The organism is Methylorubrum populi (assembly GCA_036946625.1).
In the GTDB taxonomy this organism is placed as follows: Bacteria; Pseudomonadota; Alphaproteobacteria; order Rhizobiales; family Beijerinckiaceae; genus Methylobacterium; species Methylobacterium populi_C.
Map to the genome: position 1 here is coordinate 1,128,982 of JAQIIU010000003.1, position 18,099 is coordinate 1,147,080.

Genomic DNA, 18,099 nt, shown 5'->3' on the forward strand with positions numbered 1-18,099 from the left:
ACACCGGGACCATGCCGCGATCACGGTAAAGGTCGGGTTTGCCCTCGCGACACGGTTGCGTCTCGATATGGGTCGGCAGTTTTTGCCGCGTTCCCGCATGCAATGGACGCAAGGCTGAACCGTCACTCCGGCAGCCTTCGGCGAAGCTTCGTCAAGCTCCCCGCGCGCCCCGCCACAGCGCCACGAATGCTTGTGCGGCAAGTTTTGATGATTTCGCGATCCGGCCGGCGCAAATTCAGAGAAGTAATCAATTCTTGCGCCGACAGGGAGGCCAGGAACCGCGACCGATAGTCTTAACAGCCGCCTAACGCGAGGCGAAAAATCCTCGTCTTATTTTGGCCGGGATCGGGCTCATTTTCCGCGGCGCTCAACGCATCGCAAAAACAACAAGGGAATGCGATCCTCGATGAAGGCTACCAACCGGGCCGTCGCCCTCTGCCTCGCCACCGTCATCGGCACCGCCGTCGCGCTGCCCGCCCAGGCCCAGAGCGGCCGGGCCTCCTGGTACGGAAGCGGCCGCAAGACGGCGAACGGCGAGCGGTTCAACCCCAACGGATACACCGCCGCCCACCGCAGCCTCCCCTTCGGCACCCGCGTGCGCGTGACCAACCGGGCCAACGGCCGCTCGGTCGTGGTGCGCATCAACGACCGCGGTCCGTTCGTCGGCGGCCGGGTGATCGATCTCGCCCGCGGCTCCGCCCGCGCCATCGGCATGTCCGGCACGAGCTACGTCTCGCTCAACGTGGTGCGCTGACGGCGAGGGAAACCGCCGCTCCCCCTGGCGTTGCCGGGGAACCGCCTCCTTCCCATAATCGTCTCAACCGCAGACGCGCGGGCCCGGAACGCAGTCCGTTCCGGGTTTTCCGCCTTGGGGAGAGGGGTCGAGATGGCGAAGCCGATGGTGGTCGAGATTCCGCACGAACTCGGCCGCGACGAGGCAAGGCGGCGCATCGACGAGGGGACCGCCCGGGTGCGGGACGCCCTGGGCAAGAGCGGCATCGCCATCAACACCCTGAACTGGACCGGCGACCGCCTCGACTACTCGGTCACCGCCCTGACCCAGACCGTGGACGGCCAGATCGATGTCGGCCCCGACGTGGTGCGGGTCGAGGTGCGGATGCCGCTGCTGCTGTCGATGTTCGCGCAGACGATCCAGAAGATCGTCGGCAAGGAGGGCAACAAGCTCCTCTTGCCCAAGAAGTGAGTTGCCCAAGAAGTGAGGGGAACCCGCCCGGCGACGCCTCCGTTGGCCAGGGACGGCGGCGCGCCGCCCGCCGGCCAGCGAGGCTTCGTCATCATGGCCAACCCCGGACCGATCCCGGAAACGCCCGTGCCGGGCCCTGAAACGCCGGAGCCCAACGCGCCGCAGGTGCCCGACCCCGGGCCCGAGATTCCGGGCGGGACACCGAGCGAGGCGCCCGGCGGCGTGCCGACCGAAATCCCGGTCGAGAGCCCCGGCCTGCCGGATTCGACGCCGACCGGCCCGGCCAACCCGACCGCCTGAGGGCTCGCGCGGGCGGCCCGCCTCGATTGTTCCGGGCTGCGGCGGCTGCCATAAGCCCGCCATGGCCGCTCCCCCGCTCCTCACCCTCCAGGACGTCGCGCTCACCTTCGGCGGAACGCCGCTGATCGAGCGGGCCGACCTGACCATCGCGCCGGGCGAGCGCGCCTGCCTCGTCGGCCGCAACGGCTCGGGCAAGTCGACCCTGATGCGCATCGCCGCCGGCCTGGCCGAGCCGGACCGCGCCGTGCGCTTCGTCCAACCCGGCACCACGATCCGCTACCTCGCGCAGGAACCGGATTTTTCGGGGTACGAGACGACGCTCGCCTTCGCGGAAGCCGGCCTCGCCCCGGGCGACGACGCGCACCGTGCCCGCTCCCTGCTGGAAAGCCTGGGGCTGACCGGCGAGGAGGATCCGCGGCGGCTGTCGGGCGGCGAGGCGCGCCGGGCCGCGCTCGCCCAGGCGCTGGCGCCGGAGCCCGACATCCTGCTGCTCGACGAGCCCACCAACCATCTCGACCTGCCCGCCATCGAGTGGCTGGAGACGGAGCTGAAGCGCACCCGCTCGGCCCTCGTCCTGATCAGCCACGACCGCCGCTTCCTCTCGGCCCTGTCGCGGGCGACCGTCTGGCTCGACCGCGGCGTCACGCGCCGGATCGAGCAGGGATTCTCGAGCTTCGAGGCGTGGCGCGACGCCTTCTTCGAGGAGGAGGAACGGGAGAAGCACAAGCTCGACCGCAAGATCGCCGACGAGGAGCACTGGCTGCGCTACGGCGTCACCGCCCGGCGCAAGCGCAACGTGCGGCGGCTCTCGGACCTGCAGAACCTGCGCAGACAGAGCCGCGAGCATCGCCGCCCGGTGGGGCAGGCGGTGCTGACCGCCTCCGAGGGCGAGGCCTCGGGCACGCTGATCGCCGAGGCCAGGCACGTCGCGAAGTCCTACGGCGAGCGCCGCATCGTCCACGACCTGTCCCTGCGCGTCCTGCGCGGCGACCGGCTCGGCATCGTCGGCCCGAACGGAGCGGGCAAGACCACGCTCATCAACCTGCTGACGGGGGCGCTGGCCCCCGATTCGGGCGAGATGCGCCTCGGCACCCATCTCAACATGGTCCATCTCGATCAGGCCCGGGCGGTGCTGGAGCCCTCCGCCACCGTCACCGAGGTGCTCACCGGCGGGCGCGGCGACAGCGTCACCGTCGGCGGGCGCAGCCGCCACGTCATCGGCTACCTCAAGGACTTCCTGTTCGCGCCCGAACAGGCCCGCACGCCGGTGAGCGTGCTCTCGGGCGGCGAGCGCAACCGGCTGCTGATCGCCCGGGCGCTGGCCCGGCCCTCGAACCTGCTCGTGCTCGACGAGCCCACCAACGACCTCGACCTCGAAACCCTCGACCTCCTCCAGGAGATGCTGGGCGACTACGCCGGCACCCTGATCCTGGTCAGTCACGACCGCGACTTCCTCGACCGGGTGGTCGGCACCGTGCTGGTGAGCGAGGGGGAGGGGCGCTGGGTCGAGTATGCCGGCGGCTACACCGACATGCTGTCCCAGCGCGGGCGCGGGGTGGAGGCGCGCAGCGATTCGAAGGACGGCAGGGCCGCCCGCGAGCGATCCGGGCCGCGGGAGAAAGCACCCCGAACCGATCCGGCGCCGGGTCGGACGAAGCTCGGCTTCAAGGAGCGGCACGAGCTGAAGACGCTGCCCGGCCGCATGGCCGAGCTGGAGGCCGGCATCGCCAAGCTGCGCGAGGTGCTGTCCGACCCCGGCCTCTACGGCCGCGATCCGGGCCGGTTCCAGAAGGCCACCGCCATGCTCGGGGCGGCCGAGACCGAACTCGCCGCCGCCGAGGAACGCTGGCTGACGCTGGAGATGCAGCGGGAGTCGCAAGGGGCCTGACCGCACCCGCCCGCCTGCGGCGGCGATGGAAACAAGCATTTCATAACCCACCGCCGACGGGGAAACTTTTGTTTGTCGGCAGGGATTAAGTTGCGAGCCTGCAACAGATGCCAGGGAAGCCGTTTTGTGACGCTTCCAAGACAGCCATGTCTGTTGCCCGTACGGCCAGGCTCGACCATGGTGCCGCTGCGGACGGGGCAATCCCGCCGCGGCTTGGCCGAAACCCTTGCGGGAAGGTCCAAGCGCTGAGGGATACAAGGACGGGTTTGGCGCGCACGGGACGGTGGGCGCTCTGCCAAGACAAGTCCGATCCCTAGGGTCTCGAAACTTCTGGAGGGTTCATCATGAAGCTCGTCAAGAGCCTTCTCCTTGGATCGGCAGCGGGGCTGACCATCGTGGGTGGGGCTCAGGCCGCCGACCTGCCGGTGAAGAAGGCCGTTCCGATCGAGTACGTCCGCGTCTGCACCGCCTACGGCGCCGGCTTCTTCTACATCCCCGGCACCGACACCTGCCTGCGCGTCTCCGGCCGCGCCCGTGCCGAGTACGGCTACATCGGCAGCGACAACCGCAGCGTCGTCGGCGGCGGCGATCTCTCCGGCTTCCTGGGCCTCGCCCGCTTCAACTTCGATGCCCGCACCCAGACCGGCTACGGCACCCTGCGCGCCTTCCTGCGCCTCGACGCCGCGAGCCGGACCGGCAACACCAAGCTCTCCTCCGGCACGAACCTGCGCGGCGGCTACGCCTTCTCCGGCACCGGCCAGGACGCCTTCGGCCGCATCCAGAACTTCATCAACGTCGACAAGGCGTTCGTGCAGTTCGCCGGCCTGACCGCCGGTCGCGCCTCCTCGTTCTTCGACTTCTACGCCCACGACTTCGAGATCATCGCCTCGTCGCTCGGCTCCGACATGCCGTCCACCAACCTGCTCGCCTATACCCAGAAGTTCGGCGAGGGCTGGTCGGCGACGCTGTCGATGGAAGACCCGAACTACCGCAAGAACCCGCTCTACTCCGACGCCGTGCCGTCGGCGGCCACCGGCGCCGGCGCCGGCGCCCTGTCGCAGGTCCTCATCACGGCCCCGACCCCGATCATCCTCGGCACCGCCGCCAACGGCAACGCCACCGCGGTCGCCTTCATCGACGCCGTGCAGCGCTCGCGCCTGCCCGATTTCGTCGGCTCGCTGCGCTACGACGCGGCCTGGGGCTCGGCCCAGCTCTCCGCCGCGGTGCACGAGATCAACACCGGCAACTTCATCGGCGGCTCGGGCATCTCCACCGGCGGCGCCCTGACGAACGGCACCGTCGCGACCCTTCTCGCGGCCCGCGGCATCGATGCCGGCGCACAGACCGACTACGGCTGGGCGGTCCAGGGCGGCCTGAAGTTCAACCTGCCCTTCATCGCCCCGGGCGACGGCCTGTACCTGCAGGGCGCCTACGGCGAGGGTGCCTCGTTCTACACCGGCATCAACCGCTTCACCGCCGGCTACCTCAGCAACGCCTCGGTCTACGCCGGCAACCCGTTCAACCAGTACCTCTCCGACGCCATCGTCAACCCGCTGACCGGCCAGCTCGAACTGTCCCGCAGCTTCACCGCGGTCGCGTCCTACCTCCACTACTGGTCGCCGGAATGGCGTTCGGCCTTCTACGCCAGCTACGGCGAGATGTGGTTCTCCCAGGGCGCCCGGCAGGCCATCAGCCAGGCTTCCGGCCTGATCGGAACGGGTTCGGCCGTCGCGCCGCCCTCGTACATCACCAACGCGATCGGCTATAACCTCAGCCCGTCCCTGCGGGACACCTACCAGGTCGTCACCGGCGCGAGCCTGATCTGGTCGCCGGTCAAGGATCTCGATATCGGCGTCGAGGGCCAATACATCAAAACGGGCATGAAGAGCGGCCGCGTCGCCGACAGCGACAAGGGCGTGTTCGTCAACAACGTGCCGACCCGCACCGTCACCAGCGACGACGTGTTCCAGGCGCGCTTCCGCGTCCAGCGCGACTTCTAAGGCAGGAAGACAGCGAGCGGAGAGCTCGCCGCCTCCGACGACGAACCTCCAGACTCCGGCTTCGCGGCCGGGGTTTTTTGTTGACTCACATCGGGTGACCGACCAGCCTGAGCCGTGGCCCGCGACCGCGGGCCACGGCAGAAGACCGCGCGGCCTTCAAAGCGCCCCGATGCGCCTGTTTGCTGGCGACGCTTGCCGGCCGCCGAGCGAGGTCGAGCCCATGTCCTCTCCCTCTCCGTCCGCGCCGGTGCGGCACCGGTCCGCCCGCGCGCGCCTGAGCCGCATCGGCTGGGTCGCCGGGCTTCCCGCGCTCGCCCTGATCGCCGCGGCGGCCCATCTCGGCACGGGGCGCGTGAGCGAGGGCCTGCGGCGGCAGGCGACGGCGATCGCCGCCGGGACCGGGGAGGGGCAGCCCGAACCCTGGCTGCGGGTCACGGTCGAGGGCCGTGACCTGACCGCGGCGGGCGAGGCGCCGGAGGCGGCCCAGCGCGAGGCGGTGCTCGACCGGCTCTCCCGGATCGCGGGCCTCCGCCGCCTGACCGACCGCACCGGCGTGATCGAGGAGGTCTCTCCCTTCGTCTGGTCGGTGGAGCGCCCCGCCGCCGAACGGATCGAGGCCAACGGCAGCCGTCCCGCCGAGGTCGGCGCCTTCGAACTGGCGCAGCGCCTGAAACCCGCCCTGCCGCGCGACGCGACCCTGAGCGACCGGGCCAGAGCCGCGCGGGGCGCCCCGCGCGACTTTCCCGACGCGGCGGCCTTCGCGGTCGAGCGGCTTCAGGATCTCACCACCGGCGCCGTCGCCACCCTCAACGACACCGTGATCTCGATCCGGGGCGAGGCGGCGAGTCTGGCCGCCTACGACGCCCTGCGCACGGCTCTGGCGAGCCCGCCCCAGGGCTACACCCTCGGCACGGTCGACATCCTGCCGCCGGTCGTCGGCGATGTCCGCCTCGGTGTCTCCCGCCGGCCGGACGGCAGCCTGGAACTCGACGGCTACGTCGCCTCGGAGAATGCCCGCGAAGAGATCCGCGCCGTCGCCGCGGAGGCCGCGGAGGGGGCTGCCGTCGACGACCGGATGCGCGATGCCCGCGGCCTGCCCCGAGGCGTCGACGGGACCGCGATCGCCCGTTTCGTCCTGCGGCTCGCGGGGCTGCTGCACGAGGGTCGCGTCGCCTTCGACCGCGGGTCCGTGTCGGTCGAGGGCAACGCCCTCGATGCCGGGGCGGTCGGCGAGGCCGAGGCACTGATGCGCGAGGCGCGCCCCGCCGGCGTCGCCGCGGGTCCGGTGGCCCTCACGGCCCAGCCGATCGTGCCTTACGTCGTGCGCATCCGCCGCGGCGGCGACAGCGTGACCGTGAGCGGCCATCTGCCGGACCAGGCGACCCGCGAGGCGCTGCTGGCCCGGCTCGACCCGCGCTTCTTCGGCGAAGCGATCCGCGACCGCACGCGGCTCGCCGACGGGGCGCCGGCCGATCTGGGCGCGGCCCTGGCGGCGGCCGTCGATCCGCTCTCGACCCTGGCGAGCGGAGAGGTGACGGTCACCGGGGCCAGCCTGCGCCTCACCGGCACCAGCCTGTATCCCGAGAGCGCGGCCCGGCTGAACCGTACGCTGCCGCGGGCGATGCCCGCCGGCTGGACCGCCACCGCCGCCGTCACCGCGGACGAGCCGGCCGCGACGGCCGCTTCGGGCGAGTGCGGACAACGGCTCTCCGCGCGCACCGCCGGCCACCCGCTTCGCTTCGCGCCGGGCAGCACGGCGCTGTCGCCCGAATTCTACCCGGTCCTCGACGCCGTGGCGGCCCTGGCCCGGGCCTGCCCGGGCGAGCGCATCGTGGTCGTGGGCCATCTCGACCCTCCGGGCGCCAAGCCGAACGCTCCCGCCGATTCGATCGCCGAGGAGGCATCGAAGGAGGCGGGGGCCAAACCCGCAGCCAAGGCGGAGACGAAGAAGGACGCGAAATCCGCCAAGGGCCGCAAGGGCAAGGAACAGGCCGCCAAGGAAATCGCCAAGGAAGCCGCCAAGCCCGAGAAGAGCGAGACCGAAAAGGCGGAGGCCGGCGCCGAGCTGGCGCGGGCCCGGGCGCTCGCCGTGGTCGACTACCTCCAGAAGGCCGGCGTGCCGCTGGACCGCGCCGCCGTGCCGACGGACGCCGCACCGCTCTCCGACCGGCAGGGCATCGGCCTCGGCCTGCGCTCGTGATCCCGCTCGTCGCCTCGCTCTGGCCGGAACTGGCGGCGGCCCTGGCGCTCGGCCTCGCGGTCGGCGCGCTCACCGGTCTGCCGCGCGGTCCGATCGCGCTGGCCGCCACCGGGCTGATGCTCGTCGGCCTCGCCGCGCTGGCCGGTCTCGCGGCCCTGCGCGCTCTGGCCGGCGAGGCGGGCCTGTGGATCGAGACCGGGGCGCTGCTCCTCGGCGCCTATCTGGCCGGCTGCGCCCTGGGCGGGCTCGGGCGCGTCGCCACCGGCCGCGCATCCTGACGACCCCGCCGCCTCCGAAGCGAGTCCCCAGATCCGCTGCCGCCGCCCGACGCCGCGCAGGGCGAACTCCCCCACCGCGACCAGCGGCGCCCGGCAGCGCCGGGCGAAGGCGTCCGAGAGGAGCAGCGGGCGCTCCAACGCGTCGCAGAGCCGCTCGATCCGGCTCGCCTCGTTGACCGCCCGGCCGATCACCGTGAAGTCGAGTCGCCGGTCGGTGCCGACATTGCCGGACACCACGCGCCCGTAATGCAGCACGATGTCCGCCTCCAGCGCCGGCAGGCCGTCGCGGCGGCGCGACGCGTTCAGGGCGGCGTTGCGCGCGAGCGCCTCGCGGGCCGCGTCGAGCGCACCGGCGCAGGACGGGCAGGCGAGGATGTCGGGCTCGGCCACGGGGAAGACCGCCAGGAACCCGTCGCCGAGGAACTTCGAGATCTCGCCGCCGTAGCGCTGCACCGGCTCTCCCAGGGCATCGAAATGCTCGTCGAGCCAACCCACAACCTCGAGCGGGTCGTCGCCGTCGGCCACCGCGGTGAAGCCGCGCAGGTCCGCGAGCAGGATTGCCGCATGCACCACCGTGCTCTGCCCGCGCCGCATCTCGCCCGCGAGCACCCGCGCGCCGGTGGCGGGTCCGAGATAGGTGCCGAGCATCTCGCGCATCGTGTGCGACAGGCTGAGCTTGGCGGTGACCAGCGCCATCACCGGCACCAGCCCGGCCAGCACCGCCCGCTCCGCCTCGGTGAAGCCGCCGGCCCGGTCGGTGGCGAACGAGATGCCGACGCCCGCCATCGCCGTTCCGGGGGCGAAGGCGACGGCGTGAAGCAGGTAATCGGTAGCGCCCGCCTGCCGCAGCTCGGCCAGCAGCGGCAGGTCCGGGCAGGTCTCCGGCCGGTCGAGCCGCCAGCGCACGGCGGTGAGGTCGTTCGCCCTCAGCCAGCCGACCGGGCTGCGGGTGAAGGTGCCCTCGCCCTCGGGGCCGTGCACGGTCGTGAACAGCGCCAGACCCTGGCCGCGCCGCCACGCGAGGCTGACCCCGCGGAACAGCGGGTCGATCACCGGCACCGAGAGGCTGGCGCGCCAGAGCGGAAGTCCGGCCGCGGCCAGGGCCTCGCAGAACTCCGCGATGATGGCCTCGCCATCGTCCGACTCGACCGCCCGCGCGACGAGGCGCGCTTCGACGGCGCGCAGGGTGGAGACGGCGATCGGGTCCGTGGGGGCCATGACGCGCATGAGTCTATGTCGACACGCCCCACGCTCCAAAAGCCGCCGGCCGGGCTCTGCTGTGGGCAAGCCTGGCGCCGCCGCCCTGCCCGGCGGAGCCGCCGCCACCACGCGGATCGATGATCCAAAACTTTGTTTTCGCATCGTCCCGAAAGCCGGAAACCGCCTTTCGGGACGATGCCCTACGGCGTGACCGGCTGCGCCTCGGCGCTGACCGCGGTTCGGACGCCGCGGGCGAGGTCGCGCTCGATCGTCAGCGCGCTCTTGCCGTCGAGACGGTTGCGGTAGACCTGCAGGTTCTCCATCACCCGCTGCACGTAGTTGCGCGTCTCGGTGAAGGGGATGCGCTCGACCCAGTCGATCGGATCGACATCGGGCCGGCGCGGGTCGCCGTAGGCATCGACCCATTTCTTCACGTTGCCGCCGCCGGCGTTGTAGGAGGCGAAGGCGAGGATGTAGGAGCCCTTCCAGTCCTCCATCAGTTCGCCGAGATGGGCCTGTCCCAGCCGGGCGTTGTAGGCGGGATCGCTCGTCAGGCGATCGGTGTCGTAGGCCGCCGAGACGCGCTTGGCCGTGCGCTGGGCGGTGGCCGGCATCATCTGCATCAGGCCCCGCGCCCCGACGCCGGACTGGGCCCGGGGATCGAACTGGCTCTCCTGCCGGGCGATGGCGAAGACCATGGCCCGCTCGACCTGCGGCACCGCCGTGAAGGTCTCGTAATCGGGGATGCCGAGGGTCGGGTAGGCGTGGGCGTCGAGCGGCAGGCCCCGCTGCGTGGCGAGCTTGCCGATGGCGACCAGGGCCCGCGCGTCGCGCGCCTGCGCGGCGGTCTCGCCGAGGGCGTCGACCTGCGCCTCGTCGGCGAGCGAGCGGGCGGCGTCGATGTAGAGCGGCAGCGCCAGCTCCTTCAGCGAGGCGGCGGCCAAGAGCTTCAGGCCGCGCACGAACAGCCGATCGTCGAAGGCGGCGCGGGCGGTCGGGCTCAGCGCCGCGGGCGCGCGCAGGGCGAGGCTGTGCCGGCCGAGCCGGACGCGGGCGAGCTGCCCGTAATAGGCGATCGGCTGGAGCGCGGCGCGCTCGTAGAAGGTCTTCGCCTCGGCGGTCTTGCCCTCGGCTTCCGCCGCGCGGCCCTGCCAGTAGGCGGCGCGCGCCAGCGAGATCGGCGTCTCGGCCACCGAGGCGGCCTGCGCGAAATGCCGTTCGGCCGCGGCCGGATCGGACAGGAAGCGCAGGGCGATCCAGCCGGCATGGAACTCGGCCTCGATCCGCTTCTCCGCCGTGCGGGCGGAATGGCCGGCGGCCACCGCGTAGGCGGTCTTGGAGTCGCCCGCATCCATCAGCTTGCGCGCGACGATGCGGCGCTCGACCCACCACGTGTCGCCGTCGGCGAGCACGTCCGGGTTGGTGGGCGCGGACAAGAGCACCTTGGCCGCCTCCGCCGCCTTGTCGGCGCGGCGGAAATACTGGGCGCGCGAGAGCAGGTAGGAGGAATCGTTGCGCAACGACGGCGGCACGGCGGCGAGCGCGGCCGCCGCGCCGGCCTTGCCCTGGACCGCCCGGCGGGCGCGCACGAGGCTGGCATAGGAGCCGCCGGCATAATCCGCCGCGCGCGCCGCGGTCCCCCAATCCTCCTTCAGGAGGGCGCGCTCCATCCGGTAGCGATGGTCGATCACCGTGAGGACGCCGGGGAAGGCGTCGGCGACCCTGGCCTCCAGGTTGCGCCCGAAACTCTCCTCGCGCCACAGGTCGTGCACGAGGTCGGCGGCGTCCGCGTCGAGCCCGTCCGCGCGCAGGGCGAGCGCCAGGGCGAACTTGCCCGGCGCGCTCGCCGGCTTGGCGCCGGCGAAATAGGCGCGCACCACCGCCGGGCTCTTCCTCTCGGAAAGCAGCCGCTCCTCGGCGCGGCGGCGCAGGAGCGGGCCCGCCGGCCAATCGGGATGGGAGCGCGAGAAGGCGACGACGCGCTCGAAGCCGATGCCGGCGCCGGCGCGGATCGCCACCCATTCGAGCAGCGCCCGCGCCGCCGGATCGGAGAACCCCTCGGCCAGCCGGTCGCCGTCGGAGACCTTGCCCTTGCGGTAGAGGTCGATCGCCTCGCGCAAGGGCCCGAGAGGGGTCTCGCCGGAGGCGATGGGCCGGGCGGGGTCGGGCACCTCGGGGGAGGGAGCGGCGGGGGAGACGGCCGCGTCCGGCAGCGGGAAGGCGACCGGTCCGTCCGATTCGGTGGTGGCGTAGGCCGAGGCGGCGGCCGGCAGCGGCTTGTCGGAGGCCGCCTCGCCCGCGCTCGGATCGAGGCGCAGCGCGTCCGCGGCGACGGGATCGGAGGCGGGCCCCTGCCCGTCGCCGACCCCACGGGCGGTGGCGTCGCTCGCCGGGACGGCGGGCGCCGAGGCCGGCTGGGGGTTGCGGATCTCGATGGCGCCGCCGCGCTGCGGCAGCACAGCGCCGGACAGCACGAGCCCGAGGAGCAGGGAGCGGGCGGGGAACGCCATGGTCATCAGACACCCCGACACGGAGGCCAAGCCTTAAGCTGGGCTCCGGTCCGTTAAGATGGCATTAACTGCGCAAGCGAAGCGTTTGCGCGCGGGCTGGGGAGGGCCTATGTCTCGCCCGACCCGCGCGCGGCTCGCGCCGCAGGGATGTGCCAGACGACAGGCAAGAAGAACGGCCGGGAACGCCAGGATGACCGATACCCACGCCCGCCTTCGCGGCTCGATGACCGCGCTCGCGACTCCCTTCCGCGACGGCGCGTTCGACGAGGCGGCCTTCCGGAAATTCGTGAACTGGCAGATCGGGCAGGGCACCCATGCCCTGGTGCCGACCGGCACCACCGGCGAGAGCCCGACGCTGAGCCATGCCGAGCACGACCGCGTGGTCGAAACCTGCATCGCCGAGGCCGCCGGGCGCGTGCCGGTGATCGCCGGCGCCGGTTCGAACTCGACGGCGGAGGCCGTGCAGCGGGCGCGTCATGCGGAAGCCGCGGGCGCGGACGCGGTGCTCATCGTCACGCCCTACTACAACAAGCCGACCCAGGAGGGGATGTACGCCCACTTCAAGGCGGTCAACGACGCGGTCGGCATCCCGATCATCATCTACAACATCCCCGGCCGCTCCGTGGTCGACATGAGCGTCGACACCATGAAGCGATTGTTCGAGTTGAAGAACATCGCCGGCGTGAAGGACGCCACGGCCAGGATCGACCGCGTCAGCCTCCAGCGGCAGGCCTTGGGAGAAGATTTCATCCAGCTTTCTGGCGAAGATGCGACGGCGCTCGGCTTCAATGCCCATGGCGGGCACGGCTGCATCTCGGTGGTGTCGAACGTCGCGCCCCGGCTCTGCGCCGATCTTCAGGAGGCGACCCTGTCGGGCGACTACGCCAAGGCGCTGGCGATCCAGGACCGGCTGATGCCGCTGCACGTGCAGATGTTCTACGAATCGAACCCGGTGCCGGCGAAGTACGCGCTCTCGCGCCTCGGGCTGATGTCGGAGGAAGTGCGCCTGCCGCTGGTCCCGGCCACGGAAGGCTGCCGCCGGGCGGTCGATGCCGCGCTCGCCCATGCCGGCCTGATCTGATTCCGGCCCGAAGCCTCGCCGGAGACGGCGACGGTCCCCATATCGGTGGGCCGCCGCCGCCCGACCGCGAACCCGAAGACCAATGGCACCGAAACCCGAACCCGGCCGGCGCGTCGTCGCCGACAACCGCTCCGCCCGCTTCCACTACGCCATCGAGGACACGCTCGAGGCCGGCATCGCGCTGACCGGCACCGAGGTGAAGTCGCTGCGCGGCGGCAAGGCGACGATCGGCGAATCCTATGCCGGCCCGTCCGGCAACGACCTGATGCTGTTCAACGCCTATATCCCGGAATATCTGGAGGCGAACCGCTTCAACCACGACACCAAGCGGCCCCGCCGCCTGCTGCTGCACCGCCGCCAGATCAACAAGCTGATCGGCGCGACCCAGCGCCAGGGCTACACGGTGATCCCGCTGAAGATCTATTTCAACGACAAGGGCCGGGCGAAGGTGGAACTCGGCCTCGGCAAGGGCAAGCAGCTCCACGACAAGCGCGAGAGCGTCAAGCAACGCGACTGGCAGCGCGACAAGGCCCGGCTGATGCGGGACAAGGGCTGAGATCGGTTCTTTCGGATTCGGTCGAATGGCCTGGGTCGCGCCCGCCGTCATCGCGAGCGAATGCGAAGCGATCCAGCGGCGCGACCCGTCCGGATGGTCCGGAGCGCTGGATTGCTTCGGCTGAAACCTCGCCATGACGGTGAGGGATCTTCTCCCGTCATCGCAATCCGGGCGGCGATGCCCTGTTCAGCCTTCCGCCTCTTCCTCGGACGGGCCGGGGCGGATGCCGTAGCGGCTCTCCAGGCCCGGATTGGCGCGGGAGCCGCGCTCGGCGAAATCCCGGCGGGGGCCGTCGCCGGCGGCGCGCGCGGGACGCTCGCCCGGGTCGCGGCCGATCCGGCTGGCGAGATGGGCGAGATCGACGAACTCGTCGGCCTGACGCCGCAGGTCGTCGGCGATCATCGCCGGCTGGGTCTGGATCGTCGAGACCACGGAGACGCGCACGCCGCGTCGCTGGATCGCCTCCACCAGCGAGCGGAAATCGCCGTCGCCGGAGAACAGCACCATGTGGTCGATGTGAGGAGCGAGTTCGAGCGCGTCGATGGCGAGCTCGATATCCATGTTGCCCTTGATCTTGCGGCGGCCGGCGGAGTCGGTGAACTCCTTCACCGGCTTGGTCACGACCCGGTAGCCGTTATAGTCGAGCCAGTCGATCAGCGGACGGATCGAGGAATATTCCTGATCCTCGATCATGGCGGTATAGTAAAATGCCCGAATGAGATTGTCGCGGCTCTGAAAATCCTTGAGCAACCGCTTGTAGTCGATATCGAACCCGAGCGCCTTGGTCGTCGCGTACAGGTTTGCACCGTCGATAAAAATCGCAGTGCGCTGCTTGTCACTCATCGATCGATCCGTGTGCTGGAGCTGAAAGACACTGTTTTTGAAAATTCAAGGACGAATGCAGTTCATGGAAACGCAGATCCGATGCGCCGACGATGTTCGGCACTCCCGAACTCTCAGTTGATGACAGCCGCCGATCAAACGGCCACGGACTCGTTTCAGATGCAGAGGCGGCCCGGCCATCGGGGGATCGTGCCGAGACCTTCAGGGCGTGAACCGGCCCGAGCCGGGGACCGTGGTGCCGGAGCCTACAAGCTCTGTCAAGAACCAGAGAGAGTTAAGCCTGCCACTCCATTGATCGGCCAATGTGATCTGCCACAACTACAAAAACATTGTTCGGGACGATCCCCGTCCCACAGGTTGCGATGCCTAAGCAGGGACAGCCCGAATAGCGTTCATATGGACTTGAGGTTATTGGTAGGGCAAAGACTACGTTGGATTTTTGCATTTGGATTCTTGCATCAAATCTTCACCGACCGTCACGATCGGCGCCGATCCGGGCCGCCGCGAGGGGGCCCCGAGGCTCGTTCAAGGCTTCGGCATCGCGCGGCTGCCCGGCTTGACCGGGGGAATGGCGGCGAGTTCCGGGGGGAGGGCGTCCGGTGAATAGGTCGGAATGTCGAGGGTGACGAGGGACAGGAGCGGCAGACCGATCTCGCCGCGCCCACCCGAGCGATCGATCAGGCAGGCCGCGCCGACCACCTCGCCGGCCTCGCCCTTGAGGGAGGCGAGACATTCCCGGGCCGAGAGTCCGGTCGTCACGATGTCCTCGACGATGACGGCGCGGGTTCCGCCGGGGATCGAGAAGCCGCGGCGCAGGGTGAAGGGGCCGCCGGGGTCGCGCTCGACGAAGATCGCCCGGGCGCCGAGATGGCGGGCGGTCTCGTAGCCGGGGATGATGCCGCCGATGGCCGGCGAGACCACGATGTCGATCCGGCCGAAGCGCCCGGTGATCACCTCGGCCAGCGCCCGGCACAGCCGCTCGGTGCGCACCGGATCGGAGAAGATCGTCATCTTCTGCAGGAAGGTGGGCGAGCGCAGCCCGGAACTGAGGATGAAGTGCCCCTGCATCAGGGCGCCCGCCGCGCGAAACTCTTCGAGGACATCTTCCGGCGTCATGACCATTTGCTCGCCAACCCGTGTTCCGCCGCTTGTCGCAGCGGCGGGTGCGCGGCGCAAGCGGAGCGCGCCCGTCCATGTCCGATGGAATCGCGACGGCGGACGGCTCAGTTGCGGACGTGCAGAACGTCCCGCGCCCGGTGACGGCGGGCACCGTAAGCGGGTGCCGGATCGTACGGATCGTAGGCGGGCGCGTCGTAGGCGTCGTCGGCGCCGGCGAAGGGGAAGAGCGAGCCGAGCAGCACGCCCTCGGTCCCGCCGCGCTGGATCATCGTGCGCATGCCCGGCTGCAGCTTGCTGTCATCCAGATCGTCGGGGAGGGCAGGAGTGAGGGGCAGGCCCTCGGGGCCGCCACGCTGGATCATCGTCCGCATGCCGGGTTGCAGGTTCTGGGCGCGGGCCTCGACGGCGAGCACGACGAAGGCGAGGATGGCGGTGGTGACCAGGGAACGCTTCATGCTGATCGCTCCGGGAAAGCAGACCACGGGCGCGGCATTCCGTAGACCGGCCCGATCATGGAATGCCGCGCCCGCGCATCGGTTCCGGCCAGCGTACACGACCGGTCGATGCTACCCGTTCACCCGCTCGACGCGGCTCACCGAGCGCTTGCCGCGCAGGTCCGCGACGATGGCGGTGAGGTGCTTCAGGTCCGGCACCGACAGGTCGATGGCGATGTCGGTGAAGTCCTGCGTGCGGCGCTTCATCGAGACGTTGTCGATGTTGCCGTCGTGCTCGGCGATGACCTGGGCGATCTGCGCCAGCGTGCCGGGCTCGTTGATCGATTCGAGCGCGATCTTGGCCGGGAAGCGCTCCTGCGAGCCCTCCACGTCCCAGCGCACGTCGAGCCAGCGCTCGGGCTCGTTGTCGAAGGCGGCGAGGGCCGCCGACTGGATCGGGTAGATCGTCACGCCGACGCCGGGGGTGAGGATGCCGACGATGCGGTCGCCCGGCAGGGCACCGCCGTTCGGTGCGAAGCTCACCGGCAGGTCGCCCGCGAGCCCCCGGATCGGGATGCCGCCCGGCGTGGAGGCGCCTTCGGCCTCGCCCGAGAAGGTCAGCCGCATGGTCTGGTCCTTGGAGCGGCTGAGACGGCCGGCCGCCCCGTTGGCCGCAGGCCCGCCGCTGGCGCCGGCGCGGCGCTCGTCCTTGAAGTCGGGATAGACCGCCTTCACCACGTCGCCGGAAAACATCTCTCCGCGCCCGACGGCCGCGAAGACGTCCTCGGCCGAGGCGCGGGCGAGCCGGGGCAGGGCGCCGCGCAGCTTCTCCTCGGAAAAACTCTTCCCCGCCCGCTCGAAGGCCCGATCGAGGATCTGGCGGCCGAGCCCGGCATATTGCCGCCGCACCGCGGTGCGGGTCGCCCGCCGGATCGCCGCCCGCGCCTTGCCGGTGACGACGAGCGATTCCCAGGCGGCCGGCGGCGAGGCTCCGTCCGAGCGGGCGATCTCGACCTCGTCGCCGTTGGCGAGTTCGTGCAGCAGGGGGGCCAGGCGCCCGTTGATCTTGGCGCCGACCGCGGTGTTGCCGACGTCGGTGTGCACCGCATAGGCGAAGTCGATCGGGGTCGCGCCCCGCGGCAGGGCGATCAGGCGGCCCTTCGGGGTGAAGCAGAACACCTGGTCCTGGAACAGCTCCAGCTTGGTGTGCTCCAGGAACTCTTCCGGCGAATCGCCCTCGGCCAGAAGCTCGATGGTGCGGCGCAGCCACTGATAGGCGCCGCTCTCGGTGGCGAGCCGCGGGTGGATCTCGCCCTCGCCGCCCTCGGACGAGGATTCCTTGTAATGGGCATGCGCCGCGATGCCGTACTCGGCGATCTCGTCCATCTCGGCGGTGCGGATCTGAAGTTCGACGCGCTGGCGCTTCGGCCCGATCACCGTGGTGTGGATCGAGCGGTAATCGTTCTGCTTCGGCGTCGAAACGTAGTCCTTGTAGCGGCCCGGCACCATCGGCCAGCTCGTGTGGACCACGCCGAGCGCGGCGTAGCACTCGGCCGCCGTGGCGACGATCACGCGGAAGCCGACGATGTCGGACAATTGCTCGAAGGCGACCGACTTGCGCTCCATCTTCGACCAGATCGAGAACGGCTTCTTCAGCCGTCCCTTCACCTGTGCGGTGATGCCGCGGGCGCCAAGCCGGGCGGTGAGGTCGTGCTCGATGCTCTCGATGACGCTGCCGGACTTCGCCGAGAGGTCTTCGAGGCGCTTGGCGATGGTGCCGTAGATCTCGGGCTTGAGCGTGCGGAAGGAGAGGTCTTCCAGCTCGTCGCGCAGTTCCTGCATGCCCATGCGGCCGGCGAGCGGGGCGTAGATGTCGAGGGTCTCCTCGGCGATCCGCGCGCGCTTGTCGTCGCGCATGAAGTGGAGGGTGCGCATGTTGTGCAGGCGGTCGGCGAGCTTGACCAGCAGCACCCGCACGTCCTCGGCCACCGCCAGCAGGAGCTTGCGGAAGTTCTCGCCCTGCACCGCCCGCTTCGAGACGAGGTCGAGGCGCTTCAGCTTGGTCAGGCCGTCCACCAGGGCGCCGATCTCGGGCCCGAAGATCTCGCGGATCTCGTCGAGGGTGGCGGCGGTGTCCTCGACCGTGTCGTGCAGCACCGCCGCGACGATGGTCGCGTCGTCGAGGCGCAGGTCGGTGAGGATCGCGGCGACTTCGAGGGGGTGGGCGAAGAACGGATCGCCCGAGGCACGCTTCTGCGTGCCGTGCGCCCGCATGGCGTAGACGTAGGCGCGGTTCAGAAGCGCCTCGTTCGCGGCCGGGTTGTAGCGCTTGACCCGCTCCACGAGTTCGTACTGGCGCATCATCCGCCGAAGGATCCTGCTCTCGATGTGTTCGGGGGCCCGGCCGGAACGGCCGCGGTCGATCGCGCGACACCTTCCCGCATCGGCAGCGGTTGCGCCAGACCCATGGCGCCGCGGCGAGAGCC

13 protein-coding genes and 1 pseudogene are annotated in these 18,099 nt (G+C 70.7%); 8 read left to right on the plus strand and 6 right to left on the minus strand.

Features of this window, described 5'->3' with window-relative positions; all coding sequences use genetic code 11:
- Positions 1 to 406 precede the first annotated feature (406 nt).
- The 6 genes from PGN25_16710 to PGN25_16735 all read left to right on the plus strand — a co-directional run bounded on the left by PGN25_16710 (position 407) and on the right by PGN25_16735 (position 7,592).
- Positions 407 to 754 (plus strand): septal ring lytic transglycosylase RlpA family protein, encoded by a 348-nt coding sequence (locus PGN25_16710; protein ID MEH3119178.1) that lies wholly within the window; start codon positions 407 to 409, stop codon positions 752 to 754.
- 132 nt (positions 755 to 886) lie between these two features.
- On the plus strand, positions 887 to 1,204 hold the full coding sequence (locus PGN25_16715) for a polyhydroxyalkanoic acid system family protein (GenBank protein MEH3119179.1): 318 nt from the start codon (positions 887 to 889) through the stop codon (positions 1,202 to 1,204).
- A 126-nt stretch (positions 1,205 to 1,330) separates the two neighbouring features.
- Positions 1,331 to 1,504, plus strand: a complete 174-nt coding sequence (locus PGN25_16720; GenBank protein ID MEH3119180.1) for a hypothetical protein — start codon at positions 1,331 to 1,333, stop codon at positions 1,502 to 1,504.
- Positions 1,505 to 1,565: 61 nt separating this feature from the next.
- Positions 1,566 to 3,392, plus strand: a complete 1,827-nt coding sequence (locus PGN25_16725; GenBank protein ID MEH3119181.1) for an ATP-binding cassette domain-containing protein — start codon at positions 1,566 to 1,568, stop codon at positions 3,390 to 3,392.
- 344 nt (positions 3,393 to 3,736) lie between these two features.
- On the plus strand, positions 3,737 to 5,392 hold the full coding sequence (locus PGN25_16730; GenBank protein MEH3119182.1) for a porin: 1,656 nt from the start codon (positions 3,737 to 3,739) through the stop codon (positions 5,390 to 5,392).
- 220 nt (positions 5,393 to 5,612) lie between these two features.
- A complete protein-coding gene (locus tag PGN25_16735; GenBank protein ID MEH3119183.1) occupies positions 5,613 to 7,592 on the plus strand; it encodes a flagellar motor protein MotB in 1,980 nt (659 codons plus the stop codon).
- 263 nt (positions 7,593 to 7,855) lie between these two features.
- On the opposite strand, the pseudogene PGN25_16740 reads toward PGN25_16735, so the two are convergent.
- Both PGN25_16740 and PGN25_16745 read right to left on the minus strand, forming a co-directional pair.
- Positions 7,856 to 9,088 (minus strand): annotated as a pseudogene (locus PGN25_16740) (adenylate/guanylate cyclase domain-containing protein).
- Positions 9,089 to 9,270: 182 nt separating this feature from the next.
- On the minus strand, positions 9,271 to 11,580 hold the full coding sequence (locus PGN25_16745; protein MEH3119184.1) for a transglycosylase SLT domain-containing protein: 2,310 nt from the start codon (positions 11,578 to 11,580) through the stop codon (positions 9,271 to 9,273).
- Positions 11,581 to 11,770: 190 nt separating this feature from the next.
- Between PGN25_16745 and dapA the strand changes: the two genes are divergently transcribed.
- Positions 11,771 to 12,661 carry a 4-hydroxy-tetrahydrodipicolinate synthase gene (gene dapA / locus PGN25_16750; GenBank protein MEH3119185.1) on the plus strand — a complete coding sequence of 297 codons (891 nt, stop codon included), beginning with the start codon at positions 11,771 to 11,773 and terminating at the stop codon, positions 12,659 to 12,661.
- An 82-nt stretch (positions 12,662 to 12,743) separates the two neighbouring features.
- Entirely contained in the window at positions 12,744 to 13,217 is a 474-nt protein-coding gene (gene smpB, locus PGN25_16755; GenBank protein ID MEH3119186.1) for an SsrA-binding protein SmpB, read from the plus strand.
- Between the two features lie 186 nt (positions 13,218 to 13,403).
- On the opposite strand, the gene PGN25_16760 is transcribed toward smpB, so the two are convergent.
- The 4 genes from PGN25_16760 to PGN25_16775 all read right to left on the minus strand — a co-directional run bounded on the left by PGN25_16760 (position 13,404) and on the right by PGN25_16775 (position 17,977).
- On the minus strand, positions 13,404 to 14,060 hold the full coding sequence (locus PGN25_16760; GenBank protein ID MEH3119187.1) for an NYN domain-containing protein: 657 nt from the start codon (positions 14,058 to 14,060) through the stop codon (positions 13,404 to 13,406).
- A 525-nt stretch (positions 14,061 to 14,585) separates the two neighbouring features.
- A complete protein-coding gene (gene pyrE, locus PGN25_16765) occupies positions 14,586 to 15,176 on the minus strand; it encodes an orotate phosphoribosyltransferase (GenBank protein MEH3119188.1) in 591 nt (196 codons plus the stop codon).
- A gap of 107 nt (positions 15,177 to 15,283) precedes the next feature.
- On the minus strand, positions 15,284 to 15,634 hold the full coding sequence (locus PGN25_16770; GenBank protein ID MEH3119189.1) for a hypothetical protein: 351 nt from the start codon (positions 15,632 to 15,634) through the stop codon (positions 15,284 to 15,286).
- A 111-nt stretch (positions 15,635 to 15,745) separates the two neighbouring features.
- Positions 15,746 to 17,977, minus strand: a complete 2,232-nt coding sequence (locus PGN25_16775; GenBank protein MEH3119190.1) for a bifunctional (p)ppGpp synthetase/guanosine-3',5'-bis(diphosphate) 3'-pyrophosphohydrolase — start codon at positions 17,975 to 17,977, stop codon at positions 15,746 to 15,748.
- Positions 17,978 to 18,099: the final 122 nt, after the last annotated feature.

Excerpts from the sequence above, each read along its gene's own strand:
- PGN25_16710 (MEH3119178.1), top strand. The coding sequence starts at position 407 with ATGAAGGCTACCAACCGGGCCGTCGCCCTCTGCCTCGCCACCGTCATC.
- PGN25_16715 (MEH3119179.1), top strand. The coding sequence starts at position 887 with ATGGCGAAGCCGATGGTGGTCGAGATTCCGCACGAACTCGGCCGCGAC.
- PGN25_16725 (MEH3119181.1), top strand. The coding sequence starts at position 1,566 with ATGGCCGCTCCCCCGCTCCTCACCCTCCAGGACGTCGCGCTCACCTTC.
- PGN25_16730 (MEH3119182.1), top strand. The coding sequence starts at position 3,737 with ATGAAGCTCGTCAAGAGCCTTCTCCTTGGATCGGCAGCGGGGCTGACC.
- PGN25_16735 (MEH3119183.1), top strand. The coding sequence starts at position 5,613 with ATGTCCTCTCCCTCTCCGTCCGCGCCGGTGCGGCACCGGTCCGCCCGC.
- PGN25_16745 (MEH3119184.1), bottom strand. The coding sequence starts at position 11,580 with ATGGCGTTCCCCGCCCGCTCCCTGCTCCTCGGGCTCGTGCTGTCCGGC.
- dapA (MEH3119185.1), top strand. The coding sequence starts at position 11,771 with ATGACCGATACCCACGCCCGCCTTCGCGGCTCGATGACCGCGCTCGCG.
- smpB (MEH3119186.1), top strand. The coding sequence starts at position 12,744 with ATGGCACCGAAACCCGAACCCGGCCGGCGCGTCGTCGCCGACAACCGC.
- PGN25_16760 (MEH3119187.1), bottom strand. The coding sequence starts at position 14,060 with ATGAGTGACAAGCAGCGCACTGCGATTTTTATCGACGGTGCAAACCTG.
- pyrE (MEH3119188.1), bottom strand. The coding sequence starts at position 15,176 with ATGACGCCGGAAGATGTCCTCGAAGAGTTTCGCGCGGCGGGCGCCCTG.
- PGN25_16770 (MEH3119189.1), bottom strand. The coding sequence starts at position 15,634 with ATGAAGCGTTCCCTGGTCACCACCGCCATCCTCGCCTTCGTCGTGCTC.
- PGN25_16775 (MEH3119190.1), bottom strand. The coding sequence starts at position 17,977 with ATGATGCGCCAGTACGAACTCGTGGAGCGGGTCAAGCGCTACAACCCG.